Below are 20,713 nucleotides of genomic sequence, written 5' to 3'. Positions count from 1 at the left end.
CCATGACGCATATTGTGGTCAGCCCGCTTTCGAGACTTGAAGCCCAAATAGCTCTGCATCACCCAAGTCATATCTTGTCACTGAGCAGCAGCGATCTTCCATCGATGCCGAGCGCCGCCACGCGGCTTAGCCTTACTTTCAACGACATCGTTGAGCCGCGCGAAGGGCTGGTCATGCCTGACGATAGTCATGTTCACCAGATACTGGCCTTCGCACGGGATTGGGGTCGCTCCAAGCCAATGCTCATTCACTGCTATGCGGGCGTATCACGCTCTACCGCAAGCGCTTACATTATAGCTCTTGCGCTCAATCCGGCACTGGATGAAGTAGCTTTCGCGCAAAAGCTGCGACAGCTTTCACCATCAGCTACCCCGAATATTCGACTCATCGCGCTTGCGGATCAGATATTGGCAAGAAACGGTCGCATGATTGAAGCGATCAGGGCAATCGGGCGCGGAAAAGATGCTTTTGAGGGCGAAGTCTTTAGCTTACCTGTTGCAGGTTGATGCTTCGCGATACCGCATTCAGAAAGCCCCCGCGTGCATCGGGAGGCGTTTGCGCGCGCGGTTCCCACACATGCCGCAAAAAGAAGAAGCCCGTCATTCTGAATGCATCATTGAGGTCGTTATAGCAGGATGGACGCACTGATGTGCTGTTGACGAATGCAGGCAACGGCAACATTTTATCGGCCCAGGGAGCACCGGCATCGCCGCAGACCGCACGTCCTGACTTGGGCGATACATAGATCAGGTTTTCACGGACACCTGTTGCTGCACATTCTTTCAGGTCCAGGCCAAAGCCGAGTTCTTCAAGCATCATCACTTCAAACCGAAGCAGTAGTTCACCCGAGGCGAGCGGGTCGTCAAAATGCTCGATAATGAGGCGGAGGGTTTCGTACAGGCCACGATGGGAATCACGCTCTGGCAATAAGCGCAGATGGGCGGCAGCAAGCTGAATACCGTAAAGCGCCACAGGCGTTTCAATGAGCCGCGCCGCCGCGAAGCCAAGCGGCTCAATGGTAAAGCTGCCCATATGCTCATCAAGCCTTGCCCACCATGATAGATCGACATGATTGCCCGGCTGAAGGAGAGGCTGCATGCGGCGGGAGCGCCCGCCGCGTACCATGCCCATATGACGCCCATGTTCACGGGTCATCACTTCGACAATGGCGCTTGTTTCGCCATGTCGTCGTGTGCCGAGAACTATGCCTTCATCGCGCCATTCCATGGAGCAGCCAGATATACCTTAAGTCGGGAAGTCCAGACCCATTTCACGATAACGCTCAGGATCGTTGCCCCAGTTTTCGCGAACTTTTACAAACAGAAAGAGATGCGCGTTCTGTTCAAGAATTTCGCTGATCTCTTTACGCGCAGCCTGACCGATAGCCTTGATCGTTTCGCCCTTATGGCCAAGTACGATCTTCTTTTGACTTTCGCGCTCAACATAAATGACCTGCTCGATACGTACCGAGCCGTCCTTACGCTCTTCCCAGCGCTCGGTTTCTACCGTCGAGGAATAAGGCAGTTCTTCATGCAGGCGCAGATAAAGCTTTTCACGGGTGATTTCCGCTGCAAGCTGGCGCATCGGCATGTCGGAAATCTGATCTTCCGGATAATACCAAGGGCCATTTGGAACGGTTTCCGCCAGGAACTTTGCGAGATCCTTACAGCCCGAACCGTTCAGCGCAGAGATCATGAAAGTCTGATCAAAGGTGACAAGCTCATTGGCCTTCTTTGCCAGATCCAGCAGAACCGGGGGATCAACGCGATCAACTTTGTTGAGCACCAGCACCTTCTTCTGGCGCACGTTTTTCATGCTTTCCAGAAGCGCTTCTGCGTTCTCGTTGAGACCACCCTGTGCATCCAGCAGAACGAGGATGATGTCGGCATCTTTCGCGCCGCCCCATGCGGTCGTGACCATCGCACGGTCCAGCCTGCGCTTTGGACGGAAAATACCGGGTGTATCGACAAGTACGATCTGCGCATTGTTCTCGATGAAGATACCACGAACCAGCGCGCGCGTGGTCTGTACCTTATGCGTGACGATTGAAACCTTGGTTCCCACCAACTGGTTAACCAGCGTGGACTTTCCGGCGTTTGGCGCCCCAATCAGCGCTACAAAGCCAGAACGTGTCTGCCCGGTTTCAATTTCGCCGGAAGTCGGCGTCGTCGGATTATTCATTGCTTATCCTTTTAGGAGCAACCCATTTCACAAGAAGTGGGAAGCACTCCAATTTTGTTTTGCGCAATTCCCGACGCGGTCCCGTCCCCACTTTCGCTGGAATTGCTCGATTTCAAATTGATGGCAGAGATTGGCTCCTCGCCCAAAACCAATCTGCCCTATGCGACAAGCCCACCACTGTCGCTGTTGATCCGATTATAGCCGAATTTCGCTTAAAAGAATGCAGATTTCCGCATTAGCCGGAAGTGTCGCGTTTCCAGACAGATTCCCTATAAAGCATCGCTTCTGCAGCGCTTTGCTCAGCAATCCGCTTGGATCTACCTTCACCCGTTTCGGGTGCAAATCCTTTCACTGTCACTTCAACGGTGAAAAGCGGGTCGTGGTCCGGCCCACTGCGGCTCAAAATGCTGTAAGATGGATGTACATTGCCTTGCTGATGCGCCCATTCCTGCAACTCAGTCTTGGCATCACGACGAGCTGCTCCGGTCTCAAGCGAACGCTCCTGCCAGTAGCGCTTTATGAAGCCGCGCGCAGCCTCCAGCCCACCATCAAGATACATCGTGGCGATCAGCGCTTCGACAACGTCTGCACGAACATTCAACAAGCGCTTATCATTGAGCGATTTAATGTCGGAACCTGTGTGGATGAGATCGGCAAGCCCGATTTCGTCCGCAATCGCGGCACAGGTTTCCGCATTGACCAGCGCACTTAGGCGCACCGACAATTCGCCTTCTGGAGCCTCTGGAAATGCTTCAAAAAGCATTTCGGCAACCACGAGACCAAGCACGCGGTCGCCAAGAAACTCAAGGCGTTCATAATTGGCACGGGATGGTGCCTGGACACTTGAATGGGTGAGCGCACGTTCAAGCCGTTTCAGATTTTGAAAACGGTATCCTGTGCGCGCCTCCAGAATTTCTGCTGCTTTATTCGCGGAGACCATTTTAGTTTCCGGTTACAGCTGTATGCGGCTCGCCACTTACCCATGAAATAAGTCGGCTGAAACGAACATCAGACGGCCATTTCCAGATTTCAAGCGGGCTTGACTTATCGGCGATTGAGAAAAAGATGATGTTTGCACGACCGACAAGGTTTTCAAAAGGCACATAGCCGACGCCAAAGCGGCTATCGAGCGAGTTATCGCGGTTGTCACCCATCATGAAGTAATGGCCAGCTGGCACCTCAAATACGCGCGTATCGTCGCCAATGGAATTTGGCGCCAGATCAAGCGTGTCGTAGGTCACACCGTTTGGCAGCGTTTCGCGATAGACTTCAACCGGTCGATTGACCTCCGTCACGTCAGGATTATCGATGGTGCCAACGCGTTCGCGCTTTACCGCAACATCGTTGATGTAAAGCACACCACCTCGCATCTGCACACGATCACCTGGCAGACCGATCACACGTTTGATGTAATCGACATTCGTATCACTTGGCAGCTTGAAGACGACAACGTCACCACGTTTTGGCTCAGCGGCCCAGATACGACCTGAGAAAAGGTCGAGACCAAAAGGCAGCGAATAGCGCGAATAACCGTAGGCATATTTCGACACAAACAGATAATCGCCTTCCAGCAAAGTGGGGCGCATGGAGCCGGATGGAATACTGAATGGTTGGAAAAGCAGGCTACGGATAACCAGCGCCAGCAACAGTGCTTGCACGATAACGCTGATGGTTTCGCCAAAGCCACCCGATTTTTTAGTCTCACTTTTGCTGGACACGCTCATTGTATCTCCGCTTGCCGATGTGCGATCTAATAACGGCTTAGATTGCCCGAGGCAATCCAATCACCGGTTTCTCGCACGATTATGAGCAGGAGTTTACCTGTCACAATCGCAATTGTTTTGTTCATATCCTTGTCGGGAAACCAGTCTTCACCATTTCCGCAACATCAATTATTCCGCTAAAGGAAGAGCTTCGATAATGACGAAGGCCTGAGCGAGAGGAAAATCATCTGTAATTGTCAGATGTATGGCAGCACGCGTGCCTTGTGGCAGCATACGTTTCAATTGTTCTGCTGCTCCGCCCGTAAGCTTCATCGTCGGCTTGCCCGAAGGCGTATTGACGACACCCATGTCCCGCCAGAACACACCATTCGAAAGCCCGGTACCAAGAGCCTTTGAACAGGCTTCCTTTGCAGCGAAACGCTTTGCATAAGAGGCTGCACGCTGTTTACGAGCGTCGGATTTTGCCTGTTCAATCTCAGTAAATACTCGTTGAGTGAAGCGATCGCCGTGCTTTTCAAGTGTTTTCTCTATACGGCGTATATCAATAAGATCGCTGCCAATGCCAATGATCATATGTTTTTCGGCTCCCGCGACCGATAGAGACTGTGCTTCTCAGCAAGGCGCTCGAGCCGGCGCCGACGAAAGGCAGTTACCGCAAAGCGTGTGACGAAATAGGCGACTACCGCAAAAGCCGCACCGAGAATCGTCGATCCGAACAACATAGGCTTAAGCAGAGGCGTCCAGACTTCACCGAATTTCATCGTCTGAAGCGCATGTCCCAGGTGTAAAGGCGGCGCGCTTTCCAGGTCTCCGCTTATGACAAAGCGGCCCAGCTCATAGGTGCTTCCCCAGATAAACGGAAGCGTCAACGGATTGGCAAGCGTAGTGCCAAGAGCTGCAGCGGCAATATTACCAGCCAGAAAATAGGCCAGGACGATTGCGATAATCAGGTGAAATCCGAAAAACGGTGTGAAAGCTGAAAAAACGCCAACGGCCAAGCCTGCAGCGACCGCATGTGGAGAGGCGGTGATGCGCAGCACTCGCTTGCCGCCATATTTGAATGAGCGAGCAAAGGAACGGCGCGGCCAGACGAGCAGCCTCAGGCGCTCTTTTCGGCTCGGCGGATTTCGACGTTGGAACAACATGGGCTTCTAATACTGCTCTCTGCTCACCGAGACAATTGTTATTATTGAGCTACCAATCCGGATAACAGTTTCTCGTGGCCCTCGATGTGGGCTGTCTGCATACGAGGTAAATAGAACTTCGGAGATACACCCAGCATACGGCGAAACATTGTCGTGAAGGCGGAAACGCTATCGTAGCCCAAATCAAGCGCCACGCTTGTAACCGCTTCACCTTCGGTAAGGCGTGGGACAGCGGCAAAAAGGCAAGCCTGCTGCCGCCAGACAGATAAGCTCACACCAGTTTCTCGCTGAAAATGACGGGTAAATGAGCGTCTACTCATCGCCATACGGTCAGCCCATTCGTCAATTGTTGCGCGAGCCGAGGGCTTCGTCACGAACTCCCGACACAGCTTTTGCAAGCGTATGTCTGCCGGAAATGGCAAACCAAGTGGCCTTTGCGGCAAGGTGTGAAGGTCTTTCAGAATGAGATCGATTACCAAAGCATCGCGGCTTCCCGGTTCGGGAATGCTATCGACAGAGGTTGCATCGATAATCAGGCAGCGCATCAGGTCGGTCAGCCCCACCACATGCAGATAGTCTGGCACACCGGAAATTGCATCAAGAGCGATATAGATGGAGCGCATGAACACATCGCCAACGATTTCGACGGAATGTTTGACACCAGCAGGAATCCACATCGCGTGATCACCGGGGATCATCCAGCGTCCTGCATCGGTTGTAACCAGCACCACCCCCTGTGACGCGCATAAAAGCTGCGCACGGCTATGACTATGACGAGGAACAAAATAGCCATCAGGATATTTTGTTGGAAGTGCAATTACTGGTCCGCCCATGTTTTCCAACATGGCGATCCGTTGTTCGTGGAACTTTTGCAGGTCCTCACTGCCCGGTAATAAAAGCCCCGGTGGCGATTTTGGCTTCATTGGCTTTGGCCCACTCTCGAAGGTAATGGACCAAATCACGAAAGCAGGCGCGAAACAATATGATTATGAAATGGTCAGGTTAGAAATATTCGTAAACGTACGAATTGGGTTTCCGGACCGACCTCACCACTTTGCGGGAAAATCCCGTTCCAAATTACCTTCGGAGTAGGACTATGAGCATGAGTGCTGCCGAGCAGCCAACAAGCAGTAGCGCGAACAATACGGTTCTCGCCATTATTCTGGCCACGAGTATGGGCCACTTCCTGAACGACATGATGCAGTCGCTCCTTCCGGCCATCTATCCGATGCTAAAGGACAACTACAGCCTGTCTTTCTGGCAGATCGGCTTGCTAACCTTCACATTTCAGGTAACGGCTTCGATCCTACAGCCGATTGTGGGCATCTATACCGACCGTCGTCCGATGCCTTACTCGCTACCCTTCGGCATGGGTTGCACGCTGATCGGCCTGATCCTGCTTGCAACGGCTCATCATTATTCGGTCCTGCTTTTGGGTGCGGCCTTCATCGGTTTCGGTTCTTCGGTATTCCATCCGGAAGCTGCGCGCGTTGCACGTCTTGCATCGGGTGGCCGCCACGGCTTTGCACAGTCGCTGTTTCAGGTAGGCGGTAATTTCGGCTCATCGATTGGACCGCTGCTTGCAGCTTTCATTGTGCTGCCGTTCGGTCAAGCCAGCGTGTCGTGGTTCTCTATCGCAGCCCTGATCGGCATGGCTCTGCTGTGGTATGTTGGCAATTGGTACAACCAGCATAATCTTGCCAATAAGAGCAAGCCAAAGCCCGACAAAACCCTGCCGCTACCACGTAAGAAGGTTATTGCGTCGATCTCCGTGCTCGCCATGCTGATCTTCACCAAATACGTCTATATGGCCAGCCTTACGAGCTATTACACCTTCTATACGATCAGCCATTTCGGCGTGACCGTACAGGCATCGCAGTTGCTGCTGTTCGTGTTCCTCGGTGCAGTTGCAGCAGGTACGATCGTCGGAGGTCCTATCGGCGACAAGATCGGCACGCGCACTGTGATCTGGGTATCGATCCTCGGTATCGTTCCCTTCACACTCGCCTTGCCTTATGCAAACCTTGAAGTAACAGCTGTTCTCACCGTGATCATCGGTTTCGTGCTGGCATCTGCCTTCCCTGCCATCATCGTGTTCGCACAAGAACTGCTTCCGGGACGTGTGGGCATGGTTTCAGGCCTGTTCTTCGGCCTCGCATTCGGCATTGCGGGTATTGCAGCAGCAGCGCTCGGCATCGTCGCCGACCGCACAAGCATCGAGTTCGTCTATCAGATCTGCTCGTATCTTCCGCTTCTCGGCCTGTTGACGATCTTCCTGCCTAAGATGGAAAAGGCTCGATAAGCCAAACCAGCTTATGGTTTGAAAATAGTGGGGCACCGTTCATCCCCCAACGAACGGTGCCCCTAATGCCACTGACCTTTTGACGGCCCGGTGCAGCGGCAGCTCTAAAATAGAGTGAAACCCACCCTACTTCTTTGCTCTGGCGCACATTGCGAATGATATTTCAGCAATGCGCAAATTGTAGCTCTAACTACACGGCGAAACTGAAGCCGTGCATACTTTCCCTGCGAAACTCGTCGAATGTTGCCGCCACCAAGCGGATGAGTGGCTTGCCGTCTTCGGTCGCAGTAATTATCCCGTTATCCACCTCGACCAGCCCATCAGCGACCAGCGGACGAAGCAGTGCCATCTCATCGGAAAACTCCATATCCGGCGCGGCATGGTTCAGATCGACACGGAAATTGCACATAAGAGCGGTAATGATCCCTGCCCGCACGCGATCTGTATCGCGCATTGTATAACCACGCACGGTTGCAAGATCGCCCGCTACTGCCCGCTTGCTGTATTGTCCAACATCGGAAATATTCTGCGCGTATCCACCCGGATATTGTGAAATCGATGACGGCCCAAAGCCGATCAGTGTATGGCAGCGATCCGTCGTGTAGCCCTGGAAGTTACGATGCAGTGCACCTTCACGCGCAGCAATAGCGAGTGCGTCGTCAGGTAGAGCGAAATGATCAATGCCAACAGGCTGATAGCCGAAGCCGATGAAACTATCGGCAACTGTGCTTGCCTGCGCAAAACGCTCGTCGGCATCCGGCAGGCTGTCCTCGTCGATCAACCGCTGATTGGCGCGACGCTGCGGCAGGTGTGCATAACCGAAGCAGGCAACGCGATCAGGCTTGAGCTCAGCGACCCGCTTGCAGGTCTCACGCAGCGTCTCAATCGTTTGCAGCGGCAGACCATAGATAAGGTCAAAGTTTAGCTTATCTATGCCGACTTCTCGCAGCAGGGTTGCCGCACGAATAACCGTTTCAATCGGCTGAACGCGACCAATTGCTTTCTGCACATCAGCATCCACATCCTGAACACCAAGGCTTGCACGGTTCACGCCCATCAACGACAAGGTCTTTGCCAGAATTGGATTGACCGTGCGTGGATCAAGCTCAATGGCGTGTTCCATGTCCGGATGAAAATCAAACGACAGGCGAAGAGCCGCCATGATACGCTTGAACTGCGTGGCATGCAGAATAGAAGGGGTGCCCCCGCCCCAATGCAGATGCACGACTTGCGGACGAGCCGTCAGACTTGCGCTTACAGTTTCAATCTCGCTCAACAGAGCTACGACGAAATTTTCGATGACGTCTTCGCGGATCGCCATCTTGGAATGACAACCGCAATAGTGGCAGATCTCTTTGCAGTACGGCACATGGATATAAAGCGAGACGCTTTCTTCCGGACCGATCTGACGCAGCCAGCGCTTTGTGCTGTCAGGTGTGATAGGCGTGAAATCCACAGCAGTTGGGAACGATGTATAGCGGGGAACGGCAAGCGCCGCATATCGTCTTATCGCGGCTTCATGCATGATGGCTCCACTCCCCGCTCCTGACGATCAGGTGAGAGCCTCTCACCTTTACGCGCACCGGACGAAGAAGGGCATTCTGCCGGGCAAGTCGGCATGAGGCGGCAAGGAATCCCGCACACATGACAGCCGATATTGTAATTGCCAGCCACAACGACACCTGTTCACCTCGTTATGATCGAGCAGCACTGCAATGTGCTGCATCATCCTCTACGGTCAGGTGTAATGGTGGCTGAGGCAAAGTTCATTGATTTGAATCAACGAATTCAAAACAAAAATATTGGGATTGCTGTGAATGAATTTACGCGGTGTCAGGGTCCATTCCGGCAACCGCAGCAAGCGAACGGCGAGACAATATCTCGACCGTGTTGGCGTCCAGTAACTGGATAAGCCCCTGGGTCTTGAGCTTTGTGAAGCTCCGGCTAACGGTTTCAATCGTCAGGCCAAGATAGTCCGCGATGTCAGTGCGGTTCATCGACAGATGAACAAGATTAGGCTTTCCGCCACGCTTTTCCGTGCGTGCGCCTAAAACCAAAAGGAAGCTTGCTAGCTTTTCCACCGGTGCAAGACGCCCCAACACGAGCTGATTATCACGCGCGGTGCGCAATGCTTCGCGAGTCATTTGGTGGAGGCGTTCTTTCAGCCTTGGAAACCGCTCCATCAGACTGTCCATTTCCTTGGTGGAAAAGGCACAAAGCACAGACGGAACAACTGCTTCTGCCGATTGCGAGTAGACGTCATCGTCGGCCAAACCGAGATAGTCACCCGGAACAAGAAAGCCCGCAATCTGGCGGCGACCGTCCGGCAGCGATGTATAGATGCGCAACATACCCGATGTTAGGCTGAAAACGCGGCGCTTTGGATCGCCCTCTTCCACCAACATCTCGTTTGCATCGAGCTTCTTGGAGGTCATAATCGCTTCAAGCGCGCCAAGATCACCGTCATCAAGCGCAGAGCAAACCGCCATACGACGCACATCACAATCCACGCACACGCCACAGGGAGCACGATAAGGGGATTTTGAGTCGAATATAAGAGGCGCAACAGCCACGACAAATTCCTAGATAGGGGGATGGGCATGGGCGTGCCCTTCCCCCTAAATTAAGGGTACTAGATGAATACCGCAAAGCGCAATTTCGCCGCAGGGTGGAAACAGCCTTGAGCAAAATCAATAATATAGTCGAAATCGCTTAAATATTACGGCTTCCTGGCTTAATCGCTGGGATTGCAGCGAGTTCCGGTGGCAAGTCATCTGGCGAATAGGCTGGTACTTCGTATTCCGCGAGGGCAATCAACTTCGTTCCGACATCAGCCTTACCAGCTGAACGATCAACGATGCATGCAGCAGCAACCACTTCGATGCCGATATCCTTCATGCATTCGATAGTTTCGCGAATCGAAAGCCCTGTCGTGACGATGTCCTCCACGATCACAACGCGTGCACCTTTTGGCACATCGAAACGACGCAGGCGGAAGACGCCGTTTTCACGCTCAACCCAAACCGACGGGACGCCAAGATGGCGTGAAGTTTCGTATGAAGGGATAAGGCCACCGATTGCAGGGCCGACGACATAGTCGATCTTGCCGAGATCAGCTGCCTTGATCTTTTCTGCCAGCGCCTTGCAAAGCTTCTCGGTCTTATCCGCATGCATGAAAACGCGTGCTTTCTGCAGGAAGACCGGGCTGCGCAGACCGGAAGTGAGAATAAAGTGGCCTTCAAGGATCGCTCCCGCTTCGCGGAAGACGGCAAGCACATCTTCGGTTTTCATATTTGTCCTACCCGTTCACACGCTTTGCGCCGCTAACGCTTGCGCTTTCTTTTAACTGGGAAATGATGCGGTTGAGGTGCTTTAGATCCCACACTTCAACGTCAATTATCATTTCAGTAAAATCAGGTGCGGTCCGCACCATTGAGAGATTGTGAATATTGGCGTCGTTGGCAGCAACGATCTGCGCAATCTCAGCCAGCGATCCCGGCGAGTTGATTGCAGATACGCTGATGCGCGCAGGGAAGCGTTCATGCATCCCTTCATCAATATCCCAGCGCACGTCGATCCAGCGCTCCGGCTGGTCGTCATAGGCCGTCAATGCAGGCGACTGGATCGGGTAGATCGTGATACCGGCGCCTGGTTGCATGATACCAACAATACGATCACCCGGCACAGCACCTTCCGGCGCGAAACGCACTGGCAGATCGGAATTAGTGCCACGGATCGGCACAGCTTTGCGCTTCGGCTTTTCGCCGGTCGCAGCGGGTTCTTCGGCACCTTCAGAACCTTCCGGCACCTTGAAGATCATGCCAGCTGCGTTCTGAATGTTAAACCAGCCCTTTTCGCCAGTTTTTGCCGGGCTGTTCTGCGAAGTAACGCGCGTATCCTGATAGTCTGGATAAACTGCCTTCACCACATCAGTCGACGGCAATTCACCGCGTCCCACAGCCGCCAGAACATCTTCAACCTCTTTGCGTGCAAGACGCGGCAAACCAGGCTTGAGGATATCCTTGCTGAATGCTTTTCCGGCACGCTCAAAAGCCCGCTCGAGAATGCGCATGCCAAGGCCGGAATATTGCTTGCGAACAGCAGAACGTGTTGCACGGCGGATCGCAGCACGCGCCTTACCTGTTGCAACGAGCGACTCCCATGCTGCTGGGGGCACCTGCGCCTTGGAGCGGATGATATCCACTTCGTCGCCATTCTTAAGTTCCGTCATCAGCGGCATGATACGACCGTTGACCTTGGCGCCCACGCAGCTATCGCCAATATCGGTATGGACCGCATAGGCAAAATCGATTGGTGTCGCTCCACGCGGCAGCGCAATCAGGCGGCCCTTCGGCGTGAAGCAGAAAACCTGATCCTGAAACAGCTCAAGCTTTGTATGTTCTAGAAACTCTTCCGGGTTATCGCCTTCGGACAACTGTTCAATTGTCTGACGCAACCAAGCATAAGCGTTGGTTTCAGTCGAAATCTGATGCGGATTGTTGGCGCTACCACGATCCTTGTAGATCGAATGGGCGGCCACACCGAATTCTGCAATCTCGTCCATGACGCGGGTACGGATCTGCAGTTCGATACGCTGACGCGACGGGCCGATAATCGTTGTATGAATCGAGCGATAATCGTTTTGCTTGGGCGTCGAAATATAATCTTTAAACCGACCTGGGACCATCGACCAGGTCGTGTGAATCAAACCGAGCGCGCGGTAGCAGTCCTGTGTGGACTCGACCATAACGCGGAAGCCGAAAATATCGGATAGCTGCTCGAAAGAAAGGCCTTTGGTTTCCATCTTGCGGAAAACCGACCAAGGCTTCTTCTGGCGACTTTTGACACTCGCCTTGATGCCGTTCTTCTGGAAGATCTCGGAAAGATCTTCTTCGATTTTCTGCAAAAGGCCGCGGTTTTTTTCAAGAAGTTCAGCAAGGCGATCTGTAACCGCACGCCAGGCATCCGGATTGATATAGCGGAACGCCAGCTCTTCAAGTTCTTCACGCGTGTCCTGCATACCCATGCGGCCAGCAAGCGGCGCATAGATATCCATGGTTTCTTCTGCAATGCGCAGACGCTTGTCTTCGCGCATCACCCCAAGCGTGCGCATATTGTGCAAACGGTCGGCGAGCTTCACCAGAAGAACACGTACGTCTTCCGAGATCGCCAGCAACAGCTTACGAAGGTTTTCAGCTTGCACCGCTTTCTTGGAAACAAGATCAAGCTTTTTAAGCTTTGTCAGACCTTCGACTAGCTTGCCGATTTCAGGACCAAAAAGCTGATCAATTTCCTGTCGGGTCGCGGTCGTGTCTTCAATCGTATCATGCAGGAGAGCAATCGCGATGGTAGCTTCATCCAGATGCATGTCGGTGAGGATGGCTGCGACTTCGAGCGGATGTGAAAAGTAAGGATCGCCCGATGCGCGCTTCTGACTGCCGTGCTTCTGCATGGCATAAACATATGCCTTATTGAGAAGCGCCTCATTGACGTCAGGCTTGTATCGCTGAACACGCTCTACAAGCTCATATTGGCGCATCATCTACAGAAACTCCCCACAGTCACATACGAAACAACAGCTATTCAGATCAGAGCGGTTCCCATTAAACAGAATCCTTTGAGCCGCTCTCTCTCTTAACTTTTCCGCGCTACCCTACGCAAAACCACTTCGCAGTTTTGTTAGAAAAGCTCCAGATATCGCTAAAAAATAGAATATTTTGCGAGCTTCTGAACCTGTTTTTTACAAACAGCCTTAATTTCTCGTCGAAACCCTACTCAAACTCGCGTGAATTACTGCGTGATGGGCTTTTTTAGCCATCTCGTTCAAGAAGATAAAAACATGCGCTGCAGCCTTGCCGGGCTACAGCGCATGTAAAATACGGTAGTCTGAAAGGCTATTAGAAGTCGTCGTTCTTTTCAGGAGCAACGAGGCCTTCAATACCAGCCAGCAACTCTTCTTCCGACATACGATCGAAGGAAACAACATCGTCTTCTGCAGCTTCGGAAATGCCTTCGGCCAGTGCGTCTGATGCATCGGTGATCTGAGCTGGAGCAGCAGCTTCTGGCTCATCAACCTCGACATGCTTCTGCAGCGAATGGATGAGATCTTCCTTCAGGTCGTCTGGCGACAGCGTTTCGTCAGCAATCTCGCGCAGAGCAACAACAGGATTCTTATCGTTATCACGGTCGATCGTGATCTGTGCGCCCTGGGAAATCTGGCGCGCACGGTGACCGGCCAAAAGAACCAGCTCAAAACGGTTCTCGACCTTATCTACGCAGTCCTCAACGGTGACGCGGGCCATAGGCGGTCCCTTTCATCTCTTAAAACTTATCGGAATTTTCCCAGCACATAACGCTTATGCGTCGAAATTACAAGCAAAAGCGCAAATGCGTAGCGATAACCTTCATACAACAACGATAAACTCGTTATTCTTTGTTAATCTGTATGACAAATGTGTCTCTTGATAAATCTGTATGACAAATACGCGTCTTGGTTCAAATCGGAACAATAGAAATCGTGCTATTATCGGTTGCAATGTGCAAAATTCACGTAATAGTAATTTAGTTTGCACAAATAACAATCCTAGGTTGCTTGTTTTTCTATAATATGTCCTTAGAACGCAATAAACGCATTGGTAAAAATGAATACCACCCGCCGTTTAAGAAACAAATCTGAATAAGCGGTCGCAGGCCCACTCCCTTCCGACCGTAGAGTGGATATATTACACGATGTTCGATTCTCGTGAAAAGATTGCGCTTTTTATTGACGGCGCCAATTTATATGCAGCTTCAAAAACCCTCGGTTTCGATATCGATTACCGTAAACTTTTGAAAGCCTTCCAGAAACGGGGCTATTTGCTCCGCGCCTATTATTACACCGCTCTGGTTGAAGATCAGGAATACTCGTCGATCCGTCCACTGATCGACTGGCTTGATTACAACGGCTATAAGGTCGTGACAAAGGCCGCTAAAGAATTTACAGATTCAACGGGCCGACGCAAAGTCAAAGGCAATATGGATATCGAACTGACGGTCGATGCCATGCAGCTCACCGATACCGTCGATCATTTTGTCATTTTCTCGGGCGATGGCGATTTCCGTTCTCTCGTCGAAGCATTGCAGCGCAAGGGCCGCAAGGTTTCCGTGGTTTCCACTCTGACCACGCAGCCAGCAATGATTTCCGATGAATTGCGTCGCCAGGCCGATCACTTCATCGACCTCGTCTCACTGAAAGCCGAAATCGGCCGTGATCCTTCCGAGCGCCCACAGCAGCAGCGCCGTCAGGATGACGATCTCGACGACGATTATTGATATCGACTGCCAACAACTCCTAAATCTCGAGCTGCCAAATTGTTTACAAACGAAAAGAGCGCCTAAGTGGCGCTCTTTGTTTTTACAGCGATCCAGTTAAAAATGAATCGTTGGAACCGCTGTAACTTTTTGTTTTTCACATTATCCGCAGCAAAACCGCTTCGCACTTTTGCCGGAAATGCTATAAAGACCTTCGAGCTGGTCAGCCCCGATCACGCAGCAAACGCGATTTCTCGCGGTTCCAGTCGCGCTGCTTTTCAGTCTCGCGCTTGTCGTGATTCTTTTTACCGCGTGCCACTCCAATTTCTAGCTTTGCACGACCACGATCATTGAAGTAAAGCTTCAACGGAACGACGGTCATGCCTTCGCGTGATACGGAGTTAAAAATCCGCGACATCTCGCGGCGGCTTATCAGCAGCTTACGCAAGCGGCGCGGCTCATGGTTGAAGCGATTACCCTGCGTATATTCAGGAATATACGAATTGATCAGCCAGAATTCACCATTCTCAAAGCTGGCATAGCTTTCAGCAATATTGGCCTGATTGGCGCGCAAGGACTTAACCTCGGTGCCAGTCAGAACCAGACCAGCTTCGAGCGTATCGGTAATCTCGAAATTGTAGCGCGCTTTACGGTTTTCAGCGACCATTTTGCGGGCGGGAGAGTTTTTCGGCTTATTCATAATGGCACCATATAATGCTCATTCCCGGAAATGAAAACGCTCTCGCACTGGCGAGAGCGTAAAAATCCATCAACCGGGCAAAAATACCAGCCTTAGTTGACAAGACCGGCGTGTTTCATAGCCTGATCGATCTTTTCAGCCGTTGCTGCCTCGATCGTAACCATTGGCGAACGCAGAACATTTTCAATGCGACCCAAACGAGAAAGCGCATATTTCGGGCCCGACGGATTTGGCTCTATGAATAATGCTTTGTGCAGCGGCATCAGGCGATCCTGCAATTCCAGCGCCTTCGCATAATCACCAGCCAGACAAGCAGCCTGGAATTCCGCACAAAGACGAGGAGCGATGTTAGACGTCACCGAAATACAGCCTACGCCGCCATGCGCATTGAAGCCCAGAGCAGTGGCATCTTCGCCCGAAAGCTGGATGAATTCTTTGCCGCAAGTTGCCCGCTGTTCCGAAACGCGTTCGATCTTGCCGGTTGCGTCCTTCACACCCACAATATTTTTATGGTCGCGAACCAGAGCTCCCATGGTTTCCGGTGTCATATCGATTATCGAGCGGCCCGGAATATTGTAGATCACAAGCGGGATAGAGATCGAACGGGCCACACGCGAGAAATGCTCATAGAGACCACGCTGGTTCGGCTTGTTATAATAAGGCGTCACGACGAGAACTGCATCAGCACCTGCCTTTTCGGCGTGCTGCGCAAGCTCGATGGCTTCAACAGTGTTGTTAGAACCGGCACCGGCGATGACAGGCACGCGGCCTGCAGCAACTTCGATGCAAACCTCGATGACACGCTTATGTTCGTCATGGGAAAGCGTAGGCGTTTCACCGGTCGTACCGACAGGAACGAGACCTTTGGTCCCCTCTTCAATCTGCCAGTTTACGAAGTCACGAAAGGCTTTCTCGTCGAACGCTCCCTCACTATCGAATGGCGTGACAAGTGCAGTAATCGAGCCTTTCAGCATCAGTGAACTCCTGAGAAATAGAGACGTAACCCGGCAATACCAAGCTGGCTTTCCTATATGCCAGAACAGTTGCGAGGCGATGCACCATAGTCTCGCAGGGCAAATCCGGCAAGCGGGGGGGCCGCCCAAATCAGCGTGCAAATGACAGTTTTACGAAAATTTCTCAGTGAATGTTTGCTCCAAACTGATCGAAGCATCATCATAAGATATGCCTTTATGGGGTAAAACCGACAAGAGAAAAACATAACTCTTTATTAACCAATGCTTCATGCATCGAGATCATAGTCTTACAGCAGACAACCACTCCGTGGATCAGGCTTATAAAAGCCCGATTTGAACAATATTTTGCCTACAAACAGGCACTCTATTCTCGTTAGATCATGTGTAAGAAAAATATAGATACGCCATTAAAGCAAAAAGCGCTCTTTTCGGGCGGTTTGATTATTGCTGCCTCGCTTCTTGCAGGGCAAATGGGGGCGGCCTATGCCCAATCATCTTTGCCAACGGAGGTTCCCACGCCGCTGGCACGCCCCTTTGCGTCAACAGCTACACGTGAATCGCCAATCAATCTGGTTACCCCTAAGCCTCGTCCTACTGCGGCACCAGACCCGGTTATTACCTCCTCCTTTAGTCGCGTAGAAAACCCTGCAGCAATTGGTGGGACGCTAAAGAGTGGTCTCGATGCGCTTTATTCCCGGGACACTACGGGGGCAATTGCATACCGCAATGGAATGCCCAAGGGCTCGCTTGATCGCCAGATTCTGACATGGTCGATCGCGACATCCGGATTGGACGGCGTTCCTAGCGCTGAGATCGCAATGGCAGCATCAGAGTTGCCAGGCTGGCCAGGCATGTCGGCCTTACGCCGTAACTCAGAACGCGCACTTGCAAAAGAAAACGCTTCGGCTTCAACGGTCATTGCTACATTTGGTACAACACGTCCTCAGACAACTGAGGGCATGATTGTTCTTGCACGCGCCTATGTAGCTAGCGGAAACAGTACCAAGGCGCGCCAGTTGCTAGCGCCATGGTGGGCAACAGAGCGTCTTTCTGCAGATGATGAAGCGAAAATTCTGAAGGAATTTGGCAGCGTTCTGAGCCGAGACGACCATCAGCGTCGTCTTCTGCGCTCGCTTTATAATGATCGCATGCAGTCGGCCAAGCTTCTATCTGGCCCCGCACAGGCGCAATCACTTTATAACGCTTACGCAGCACTTGCGCAAAAATCGCCGAATACGGCAAAAGCCATCGCCGATGTTGATCGTTCTTGGCACTCAAACCCTGCCTATATGTTCCTGCAGATTCGTTTTCTGCGGCGTGCAGATCGCTTTAGCGAAGCAACAGACCTGATGCTGAAAGCGCCAAAAGATGCCGCATCGCTCGTTGATCCAGACGCGTGGTGGGTAGAGCGACGCATTTTATCGCGCGAACTTCTTGATATTAACAAGCCTCAGCTCGCCTATCGACTTGCAGCAGCACATGCTGCCGAATCGCCCACGATGGCAGCCGAAGCCGAGTTTCATGCGGGTTGGTATGCATTGCGTGCACTCAAGCAGCCAAAGCTTGCGGCCCCGCATTTTGCCAAGATTGCAGAGATTTCATCCCGTCCAATTTCCGCCTCCCGTGCCTATTACTGGTTGGGTCGCGCATCAGAAGCTGGCGCTGGCGGCAATGCACAGGGCTATTATCGACGTTCTGCACATTTCGGCACCACGTTCTACGGTCAGCTTTCTGCCGCAAAGCTCAATGAGAAGGCGCCTGAGCTAGCGTATCCGAGACCAACAGATGCCGAGCGTGTGCGTTTCTCTGGTCGCCCTGCTGTGCAGGCGATCAAGCGTCTTGAGCAGATTGGTTATGGAAATCGCGCAACCTCACTTTATACGCAGCTCTCACAAGAACTCGGTAGCGTTGGTGAACTCGCCCTTCTCGCTGTGATGGCAGAGAAAAACGAGAACCATTATCTGGCTCTGCGTGTTGGTAAAGCTGCTGCATTCCGTGGATTGGATGTCGGTGCGCTATCGCATCCGATTGGCGCCATTCCAGCACATGCAAATATCAGCGGCTCTGGCAAAGCGCTTGCCTATGCGATCGCGCGTCAGGAAAGCGAATTCAACATCAGTGCAGTTTCGAAAGCTGGTGCGCGCGGTCTGTTACAATTGATGCCAGAAACGGCGAGAAGCGTTGCGACACGCAATGGGATGGCTTTCTCTGCACCGAAGCTCACAACCGACGCCGCTTATAATGCGACACTGGGCGCGCATTTTCTGGGCGAACAGCTCGATCGCTTCAACGGATCCTATGTGCTGACTTTTGCCGGTTATAATGCTGGCCCTCGTCGTGCATCCGATTGGGTTGCAAAATATGGCGATCCGCGCGGTAAACCGATTGAAGAAGTTGTCGATTGGATCGAGCGAATTCCGTTTTCCGAAACGCGAAACTATGTACAGCGTGTGATGGAAAACTATGAGGTTTATAAAGCTCGCCTCACCGGCAGCGCCGATATCCGAACTGACCTGATTTATGGCCGACGTTGAGTCGGCCTAGTCGGAAAGTATAGATTACCAATCTCAAGCCTGTGTCTTCTTTGTACGCGGCGCAGCCTTGGCTTTTGGTGCAGCTTTCTTTGCTTTAGAGCCTCGCTTGGACGTGCCACTTGGGGAAGTTTCAACAAGTTTCCCCGCTTGAGCGATCCAACCTTCACGCGAAACGCGTCCGGCGAAACCAATGCGGCGTTCGATCCAAGCTGCTTCATCAGTGCTCCACTGTGCGATTTGCGCATAATGAAACACCCCAAGCTGCTGCAGCATTCCTTCTACGGCTTTCCCAACTCCGTTAATTACCGTCAGATTATCCGGCTTTCCACGTATTGGTGCATCCAGCAATTCTGGACGATCAGGGTCTTCGACGACCGCAACAGCTTCTTCAACTAAGGCTTGTTCGTCGGCAACAACGTTTTCCGCTTCTGGCGGAGTGACTTCTTCTTCTGAAGCGTTTGTTGCCTGTGCCTCAGCTTCAATAACAGGCTCAGTTTCCTGCCCGCCAACTACTTCAGCTTCTGACGGCGCAAGCGGCTCAGGCTTTTCGTCGATTGCCGGCGAAGAGAGAGCCGCCGCTATGATCGTATCTTCCTTATCATTAGCGGTACTTTTCTTGCCTTTAAAGAGACGTCCCAAAACGCAGCCAATCACAAAGGCAACCGCAATTAGAATCGCCAGTTGGATGATCAACATCGGCATATTTAGGTTCCCTCATACTCTACGCATCTGCGCGTGACCCCAGTCACTGCAGTCAATCAAAAATACCCCGCACAAATCGGTCATTCATCCCCTTCCCCTATTCTGTGACCAGTCACTTTGCAGCGGTCAACCATCCCACTGCAATACCTATCACAAGCGACAACAAGAGAACCGGCCAGAACATTCCCGCAAGATACAGCATCCAAATTCCGCCTATCATCCAATCCGAAGCACCCCTTCGATATACATAGGAAAGGGAGCGAAAGGCCTTGTGTCAATTGGGATCTTCTAAGAAACAGGGGAAGAAGGCCGCTAGACGTAAAAAGATATCAAGGCCGAGCAATTTCCGAACTCGATAGCTTCAAACCGAGCGGCAGAGGGGCTTTCAATAGAGCGGTCAACTCGTCATAGGCTGCGTCATTCAGTGCGTGCCCCTTGATCGTTATTATACCGTCCGAGATTTCAATATCGGATCCAGCCATTTTCTTCGCGAGATCAATAGCTAAAAGTACGCGATCTTGAAACTCGGGTGGAGCCCCTCGCGCTAACGCCATCTGATCGTCGACGAGATTGGTATCGCCCGCCGACTCTGCTGCACTCATTATAGAATCACGCATTCCATTATCTGGAATGAAGCCCGACAGAACTATACCTTCATTGTTTTTAGTAAGTTTAAATACATAAGGACTGGCTTCTTGGAGAACCGTCGTGAGATCGGAGAGATCACCAATACCATCGACTTCCTGCAGAGCCTTAACGGCAAGCTGTTGAGATTCCGGGTCTGGAGCCATACCCTTCAGTACAACATCACGACCATCAACATCAAAACCTGTCCAGGCATAGGGTGAAAGCGCGTGCCCCGTACGTTCGGCAATGTCAGTTTCGACCCGTTCGGCGCCGAACCAAAGTGCGAGCGATGTGAGCGCCGCTGTCCATGTTACGCCTGGCCAAAACCATTTCATCATATGCCCATTACTCCGCAGCCAATTCTATCGTTACCGACTAACTCCAGAGAGACTGCCAAGCGCAAAAAAGCAAGACATATGCCGCACTTTAGAAATGAACATAACAAAAAACCCGGCAGCTAAGCTGCCGGGTTTCCTGTAACCAATCCGTAAGGATTAGAACGAACGCTGGAAGCGGACCATACCCTGCCAAGCG

General features: G+C 52.1%; 20 protein-coding genes. 4 read left to right on the top strand and 16 right to left on the bottom strand.

The features are described 5' to 3' along the window. Window positions 1–2 precede the first annotated feature (2 nt). A complete protein-coding gene (locus CEV34_RS11840) occupies window positions 3–506 on the top strand; it encodes a tyrosine phosphatase family protein (RefSeq protein ID WP_007874294.1) in 504 nt (167 codons plus the stop codon). On the opposite strand, the gene recO is transcribed toward CEV34_RS11840, so the two are convergent. The 7 genes from recO to CEV34_RS11805 all read right to left on the bottom strand — a co-directional run bounded on the left by recO (window position 484) and on the right by CEV34_RS11805 (window position 5,973). Then, window positions 484–1,227 carry a DNA repair protein RecO gene (gene recO, locus CEV34_RS11835; protein ID WP_007874293.1) on the bottom strand — a complete coding sequence of 248 codons (744 nt, stop codon included), beginning with the start codon at window positions 1,225–1,227 and terminating at the stop codon, window positions 484–486. The two genes, CEV34_RS11840 and recO, sit on opposite strands and share 23 nt — an antisense overlap. An 18-nt stretch (window positions 1,228–1,245) precedes the next feature. Further along, complete coding sequence (gene era / locus CEV34_RS11830) at window positions 1,246–2,181, bottom strand: GTPase Era (protein ID WP_007874292.1); 936 nt, start codon at window positions 2,179–2,181, stop codon at window positions 1,246–1,248. A gap of 235 nt (window positions 2,182–2,416) precedes the next feature. After that, on the bottom strand, window positions 2,417–3,121 hold the full coding sequence (gene rnc / locus CEV34_RS11825) for a ribonuclease III (RefSeq protein WP_094543656.1): 705 nt from the start codon (window positions 3,119–3,121) through the stop codon (window positions 2,417–2,419). 1 nt (window position 3,122) lies between these two features. Next, entirely contained in the window at window positions 3,123–3,905 is a 783-nt protein-coding gene (gene lepB, locus CEV34_RS11820; protein ID WP_007874290.1) for a signal peptidase I, read from the bottom strand. Between the two features lie 168 nt (window positions 3,906–4,073). After that, the gene (gene acpS, locus CEV34_RS11815; RefSeq protein ID WP_007874289.1) at window positions 4,074–4,478 is read right to left on the bottom strand and encodes a holo-ACP synthase; all 405 of its coding nucleotides are present in this window, start codon (window positions 4,476–4,478) and stop codon (window positions 4,074–4,076) included. Continuing rightward, the gene (gene bspA, locus CEV34_RS11810; protein ID WP_039859616.1) at window positions 4,475–5,050 is read right to left on the bottom strand and encodes a type IV secretion system effector BspA; all 576 of its coding nucleotides are present in this window, start codon (window positions 5,048–5,050) and stop codon (window positions 4,475–4,477) included. Before bspA ends, acpS begins: the two co-directional genes overlap by 4 nt. Window positions 5,051–5,091: 41 nt before the next feature. Next, window positions 5,092–5,973, bottom strand: a complete 882-nt coding sequence (locus CEV34_RS11805; protein ID WP_039859613.1) for an AraC family transcriptional regulator — start codon at window positions 5,971–5,973, stop codon at window positions 5,092–5,094. A gap of 173 nt (window positions 5,974–6,146) precedes the next feature. Here CEV34_RS11805 and CEV34_RS11800 point away from each other — a divergent pair, with 173 nt between their 5' ends. After that, window positions 6,147–7,352, top strand: a complete 1,206-nt coding sequence (locus CEV34_RS11800) for an MFS transporter (protein WP_007874284.1) — start codon at window positions 6,147–6,149, stop codon at window positions 7,350–7,352. 190 nt (window positions 7,353–7,542) lie between these two features. Here the strand turns inward: CEV34_RS11800 and hemN are convergent, their stop codons facing one another. The 5 genes from hemN to rpoZ all read right to left on the bottom strand — a co-directional run bounded on the left by hemN (window position 7,543) and on the right by rpoZ (window position 13,654). Beyond that, the gene (gene hemN, locus CEV34_RS11795) at window positions 7,543–8,877 is read right to left on the bottom strand and encodes an oxygen-independent coproporphyrinogen III oxidase (protein ID WP_094543655.1); all 1,335 of its coding nucleotides are present in this window, start codon (window positions 8,875–8,877) and stop codon (window positions 7,543–7,545) included. 298 nt (window positions 8,878–9,175) lie between these two features. Further along, complete coding sequence (locus tag CEV34_RS11790) at window positions 9,176–9,841, bottom strand: helix-turn-helix domain-containing protein (protein WP_007874282.1); 666 nt, start codon at window positions 9,839–9,841, stop codon at window positions 9,176–9,178. A gap of 223 nt (window positions 9,842–10,064) precedes the next feature. Next, on the bottom strand, window positions 10,065–10,643 hold the full coding sequence (gene pyrE, locus CEV34_RS11785; protein ID WP_007874281.1) for an orotate phosphoribosyltransferase: 579 nt from the start codon (window positions 10,641–10,643) through the stop codon (window positions 10,065–10,067). 7 nt (window positions 10,644–10,650) lie between these two features. Next, complete coding sequence (locus tag CEV34_RS11780; RefSeq protein WP_079211690.1) at window positions 10,651–12,894, bottom strand: RelA/SpoT family protein; 2,244 nt, start codon at window positions 12,892–12,894, stop codon at window positions 10,651–10,653. A gap of 355 nt (window positions 12,895–13,249) precedes the next feature. Then, window positions 13,250–13,654, bottom strand: coding sequence for a DNA-directed RNA polymerase subunit omega (gene rpoZ, locus CEV34_RS11775; protein WP_007874272.1), 405 nt, complete (start codon window positions 13,652–13,654; stop codon window positions 13,250–13,252). A 427-nt stretch (window positions 13,655–14,081) separates the two neighbouring features. Here rpoZ and CEV34_RS11770 point away from each other — a divergent pair, with 427 nt between their 5' ends. Beyond that, complete coding sequence (locus CEV34_RS11770) at window positions 14,082–14,663, top strand: LabA-like NYN domain-containing protein (RefSeq protein ID WP_064320375.1); 582 nt, start codon at window positions 14,082–14,084, stop codon at window positions 14,661–14,663. Between the two features lie 202 nt (window positions 14,664–14,865). Here CEV34_RS11770 and smpB read toward each other — a convergent pair whose 3' ends face one another. Together smpB and dapA are read right to left on the bottom strand one after the other, a co-directional pair. Beyond that, window positions 14,866–15,342: an SsrA-binding protein SmpB gene (smpB, locus tag CEV34_RS11765; protein WP_024897322.1), complete on the bottom strand. Its 477-nt coding sequence runs from the start codon at window positions 15,340–15,342 to the stop codon at window positions 14,866–14,868. 92 nt (window positions 15,343–15,434) lie between these two features. Next, a complete protein-coding gene (gene dapA / locus CEV34_RS11760; RefSeq protein WP_007874261.1) occupies window positions 15,435–16,316 on the bottom strand; it encodes a 4-hydroxy-tetrahydrodipicolinate synthase in 882 nt (293 codons plus the stop codon). Between the two features lie 380 nt (window positions 16,317–16,696). Here dapA and CEV34_RS11755 point away from each other — a divergent pair, with 380 nt between their 5' ends. Continuing rightward, entirely contained in the window at window positions 16,697–18,850 is a 2,154-nt protein-coding gene (locus CEV34_RS11755) for a lytic transglycosylase domain-containing protein (RefSeq protein ID WP_083898625.1), read from the top strand. 33 nt (window positions 18,851–18,883) lie between these two features. Here the strand turns inward: CEV34_RS11755 and CEV34_RS11750 are convergent, their stop codons facing one another. Beyond that, window positions 18,884–19,552 (bottom strand): hypothetical protein, encoded by a 669-nt coding sequence (locus CEV34_RS11750; protein WP_094543654.1) that lies wholly within the window; start codon window positions 19,550–19,552, stop codon window positions 18,884–18,886. Window positions 19,553–19,881: 329 nt separating this feature from the next. Beyond that, the gene (locus tag CEV34_RS11745) at window positions 19,882–20,517 is read right to left on the bottom strand and encodes a BON domain-containing protein (protein WP_007874258.1); all 636 of its coding nucleotides are present in this window, start codon (window positions 20,515–20,517) and stop codon (window positions 19,882–19,884) included. Window positions 20,518–20,713: the final 196 nt, after the last annotated feature.

The sequence above is a fragment of the Brucella pseudogrignonensis genome (genome assembly GCF_002252525.1).
GTDB lineage: Bacteria > Pseudomonadota > Alphaproteobacteria > Rhizobiales > Rhizobiaceae > Brucella > Brucella pseudogrignonensis.
This window is presented reverse-complemented; position numbering and strand designations above follow the sequence as displayed.

What these genes read in the sequence shown, in the direction of transcription:
- CEV34_RS11780 (WP_079211690.1), bottom strand. Translation starts at nt 12,894, where the DNA reads ATGATGCGCCAATATGAGCTTGTAGAGCGTGTTCAGCGATACAAGCCT.
- CEV34_RS11755 (WP_083898625.1), top strand. Translation starts at nt 16,697, where the DNA reads ATGTGTAAGAAAAATATAGATACGCCATTAAAGCAAAAAGCGCTCTTT.
- CEV34_RS11745 (WP_007874258.1), bottom strand. Translation starts at nt 20,517, where the DNA reads ATGATGAAATGGTTTTGGCCAGGCGTAACATGGACAGCGGCGCTCACA.
- acpS (WP_007874289.1), bottom strand. Translation starts at nt 4,478, where the DNA reads ATGATCATTGGCATTGGCAGCGATCTTATTGATATACGCCGTATAGAG.
- CEV34_RS11805 (WP_039859613.1), bottom strand. Translation starts at nt 5,973, where the DNA reads ATGAAGCCAAAATCGCCACCGGGGCTTTTATTACCGGGCAGTGAGGAC.
- bspA (WP_039859616.1), bottom strand. Translation starts at nt 5,050, where the DNA reads ATGTTGTTCCAACGTCGAAATCCGCCGAGCCGAAAAGAGCGCCTGAGG.
- pyrE (WP_007874281.1), bottom strand. Translation starts at nt 10,643, where the DNA reads ATGAAAACCGAAGATGTGCTTGCCGTCTTCCGCGAAGCGGGAGCGATC.
- recO (WP_007874293.1), bottom strand. Translation starts at nt 1,227, where the DNA reads ATGGAATGGCGCGATGAAGGCATAGTTCTCGGCACACGACGACATGGC.
- CEV34_RS11770 (WP_064320375.1), top strand. Translation starts at nt 14,082, where the DNA reads ATGTTCGATTCTCGTGAAAAGATTGCGCTTTTTATTGACGGCGCCAAT.
- rnc (WP_094543656.1), bottom strand. Translation starts at nt 3,121, where the DNA reads ATGGTCTCCGCGAATAAAGCAGCAGAAATTCTGGAGGCGCGCACAGGA.
- CEV34_RS11840 (WP_007874294.1), top strand. Translation starts at nt 3, where the DNA reads ATGACGCATATTGTGGTCAGCCCGCTTTCGAGACTTGAAGCCCAAATA.
- CEV34_RS11750 (WP_094543654.1), bottom strand. Translation starts at nt 19,552, where the DNA reads ATGCCGATGTTGATCATCCAACTGGCGATTCTAATTGCGGTTGCCTTT.
- CEV34_RS11790 (WP_007874282.1), bottom strand. Translation starts at nt 9,841, where the DNA reads ATGGCGGTTTGCTCTGCGCTTGATGACGGTGATCTTGGCGCGCTTGAA.
- hemN (WP_094543655.1), bottom strand. Translation starts at nt 8,877, where the DNA reads ATGCATGAAGCCGCGATAAGACGATATGCGGCGCTTGCCGTTCCCCGC.
- era (WP_007874292.1), bottom strand. Translation starts at nt 2,181, where the DNA reads ATGAATAATCCGACGACGCCGACTTCCGGCGAAATTGAAACCGGGCAG.
- rpoZ (WP_007874272.1), bottom strand. Translation starts at nt 13,654, where the DNA reads ATGGCCCGCGTCACCGTTGAGGACTGCGTAGATAAGGTCGAGAACCGT.
- dapA (WP_007874261.1), bottom strand. Translation starts at nt 16,316, where the DNA reads ATGCTGAAAGGCTCGATTACTGCACTTGTCACGCCATTCGATAGTGAG.
- CEV34_RS11800 (WP_007874284.1), top strand. Translation starts at nt 6,147, where the DNA reads ATGAGCATGAGTGCTGCCGAGCAGCCAACAAGCAGTAGCGCGAACAAT.
- lepB (WP_007874290.1), bottom strand. Translation starts at nt 3,905, where the DNA reads ATGAGCGTGTCCAGCAAAAGTGAGACTAAAAAATCGGGTGGCTTTGGC.
- smpB (WP_024897322.1), bottom strand. Translation starts at nt 15,342, where the DNA reads ATGAATAAGCCGAAAAACTCTCCCGCCCGCAAAATGGTCGCTGAAAAC.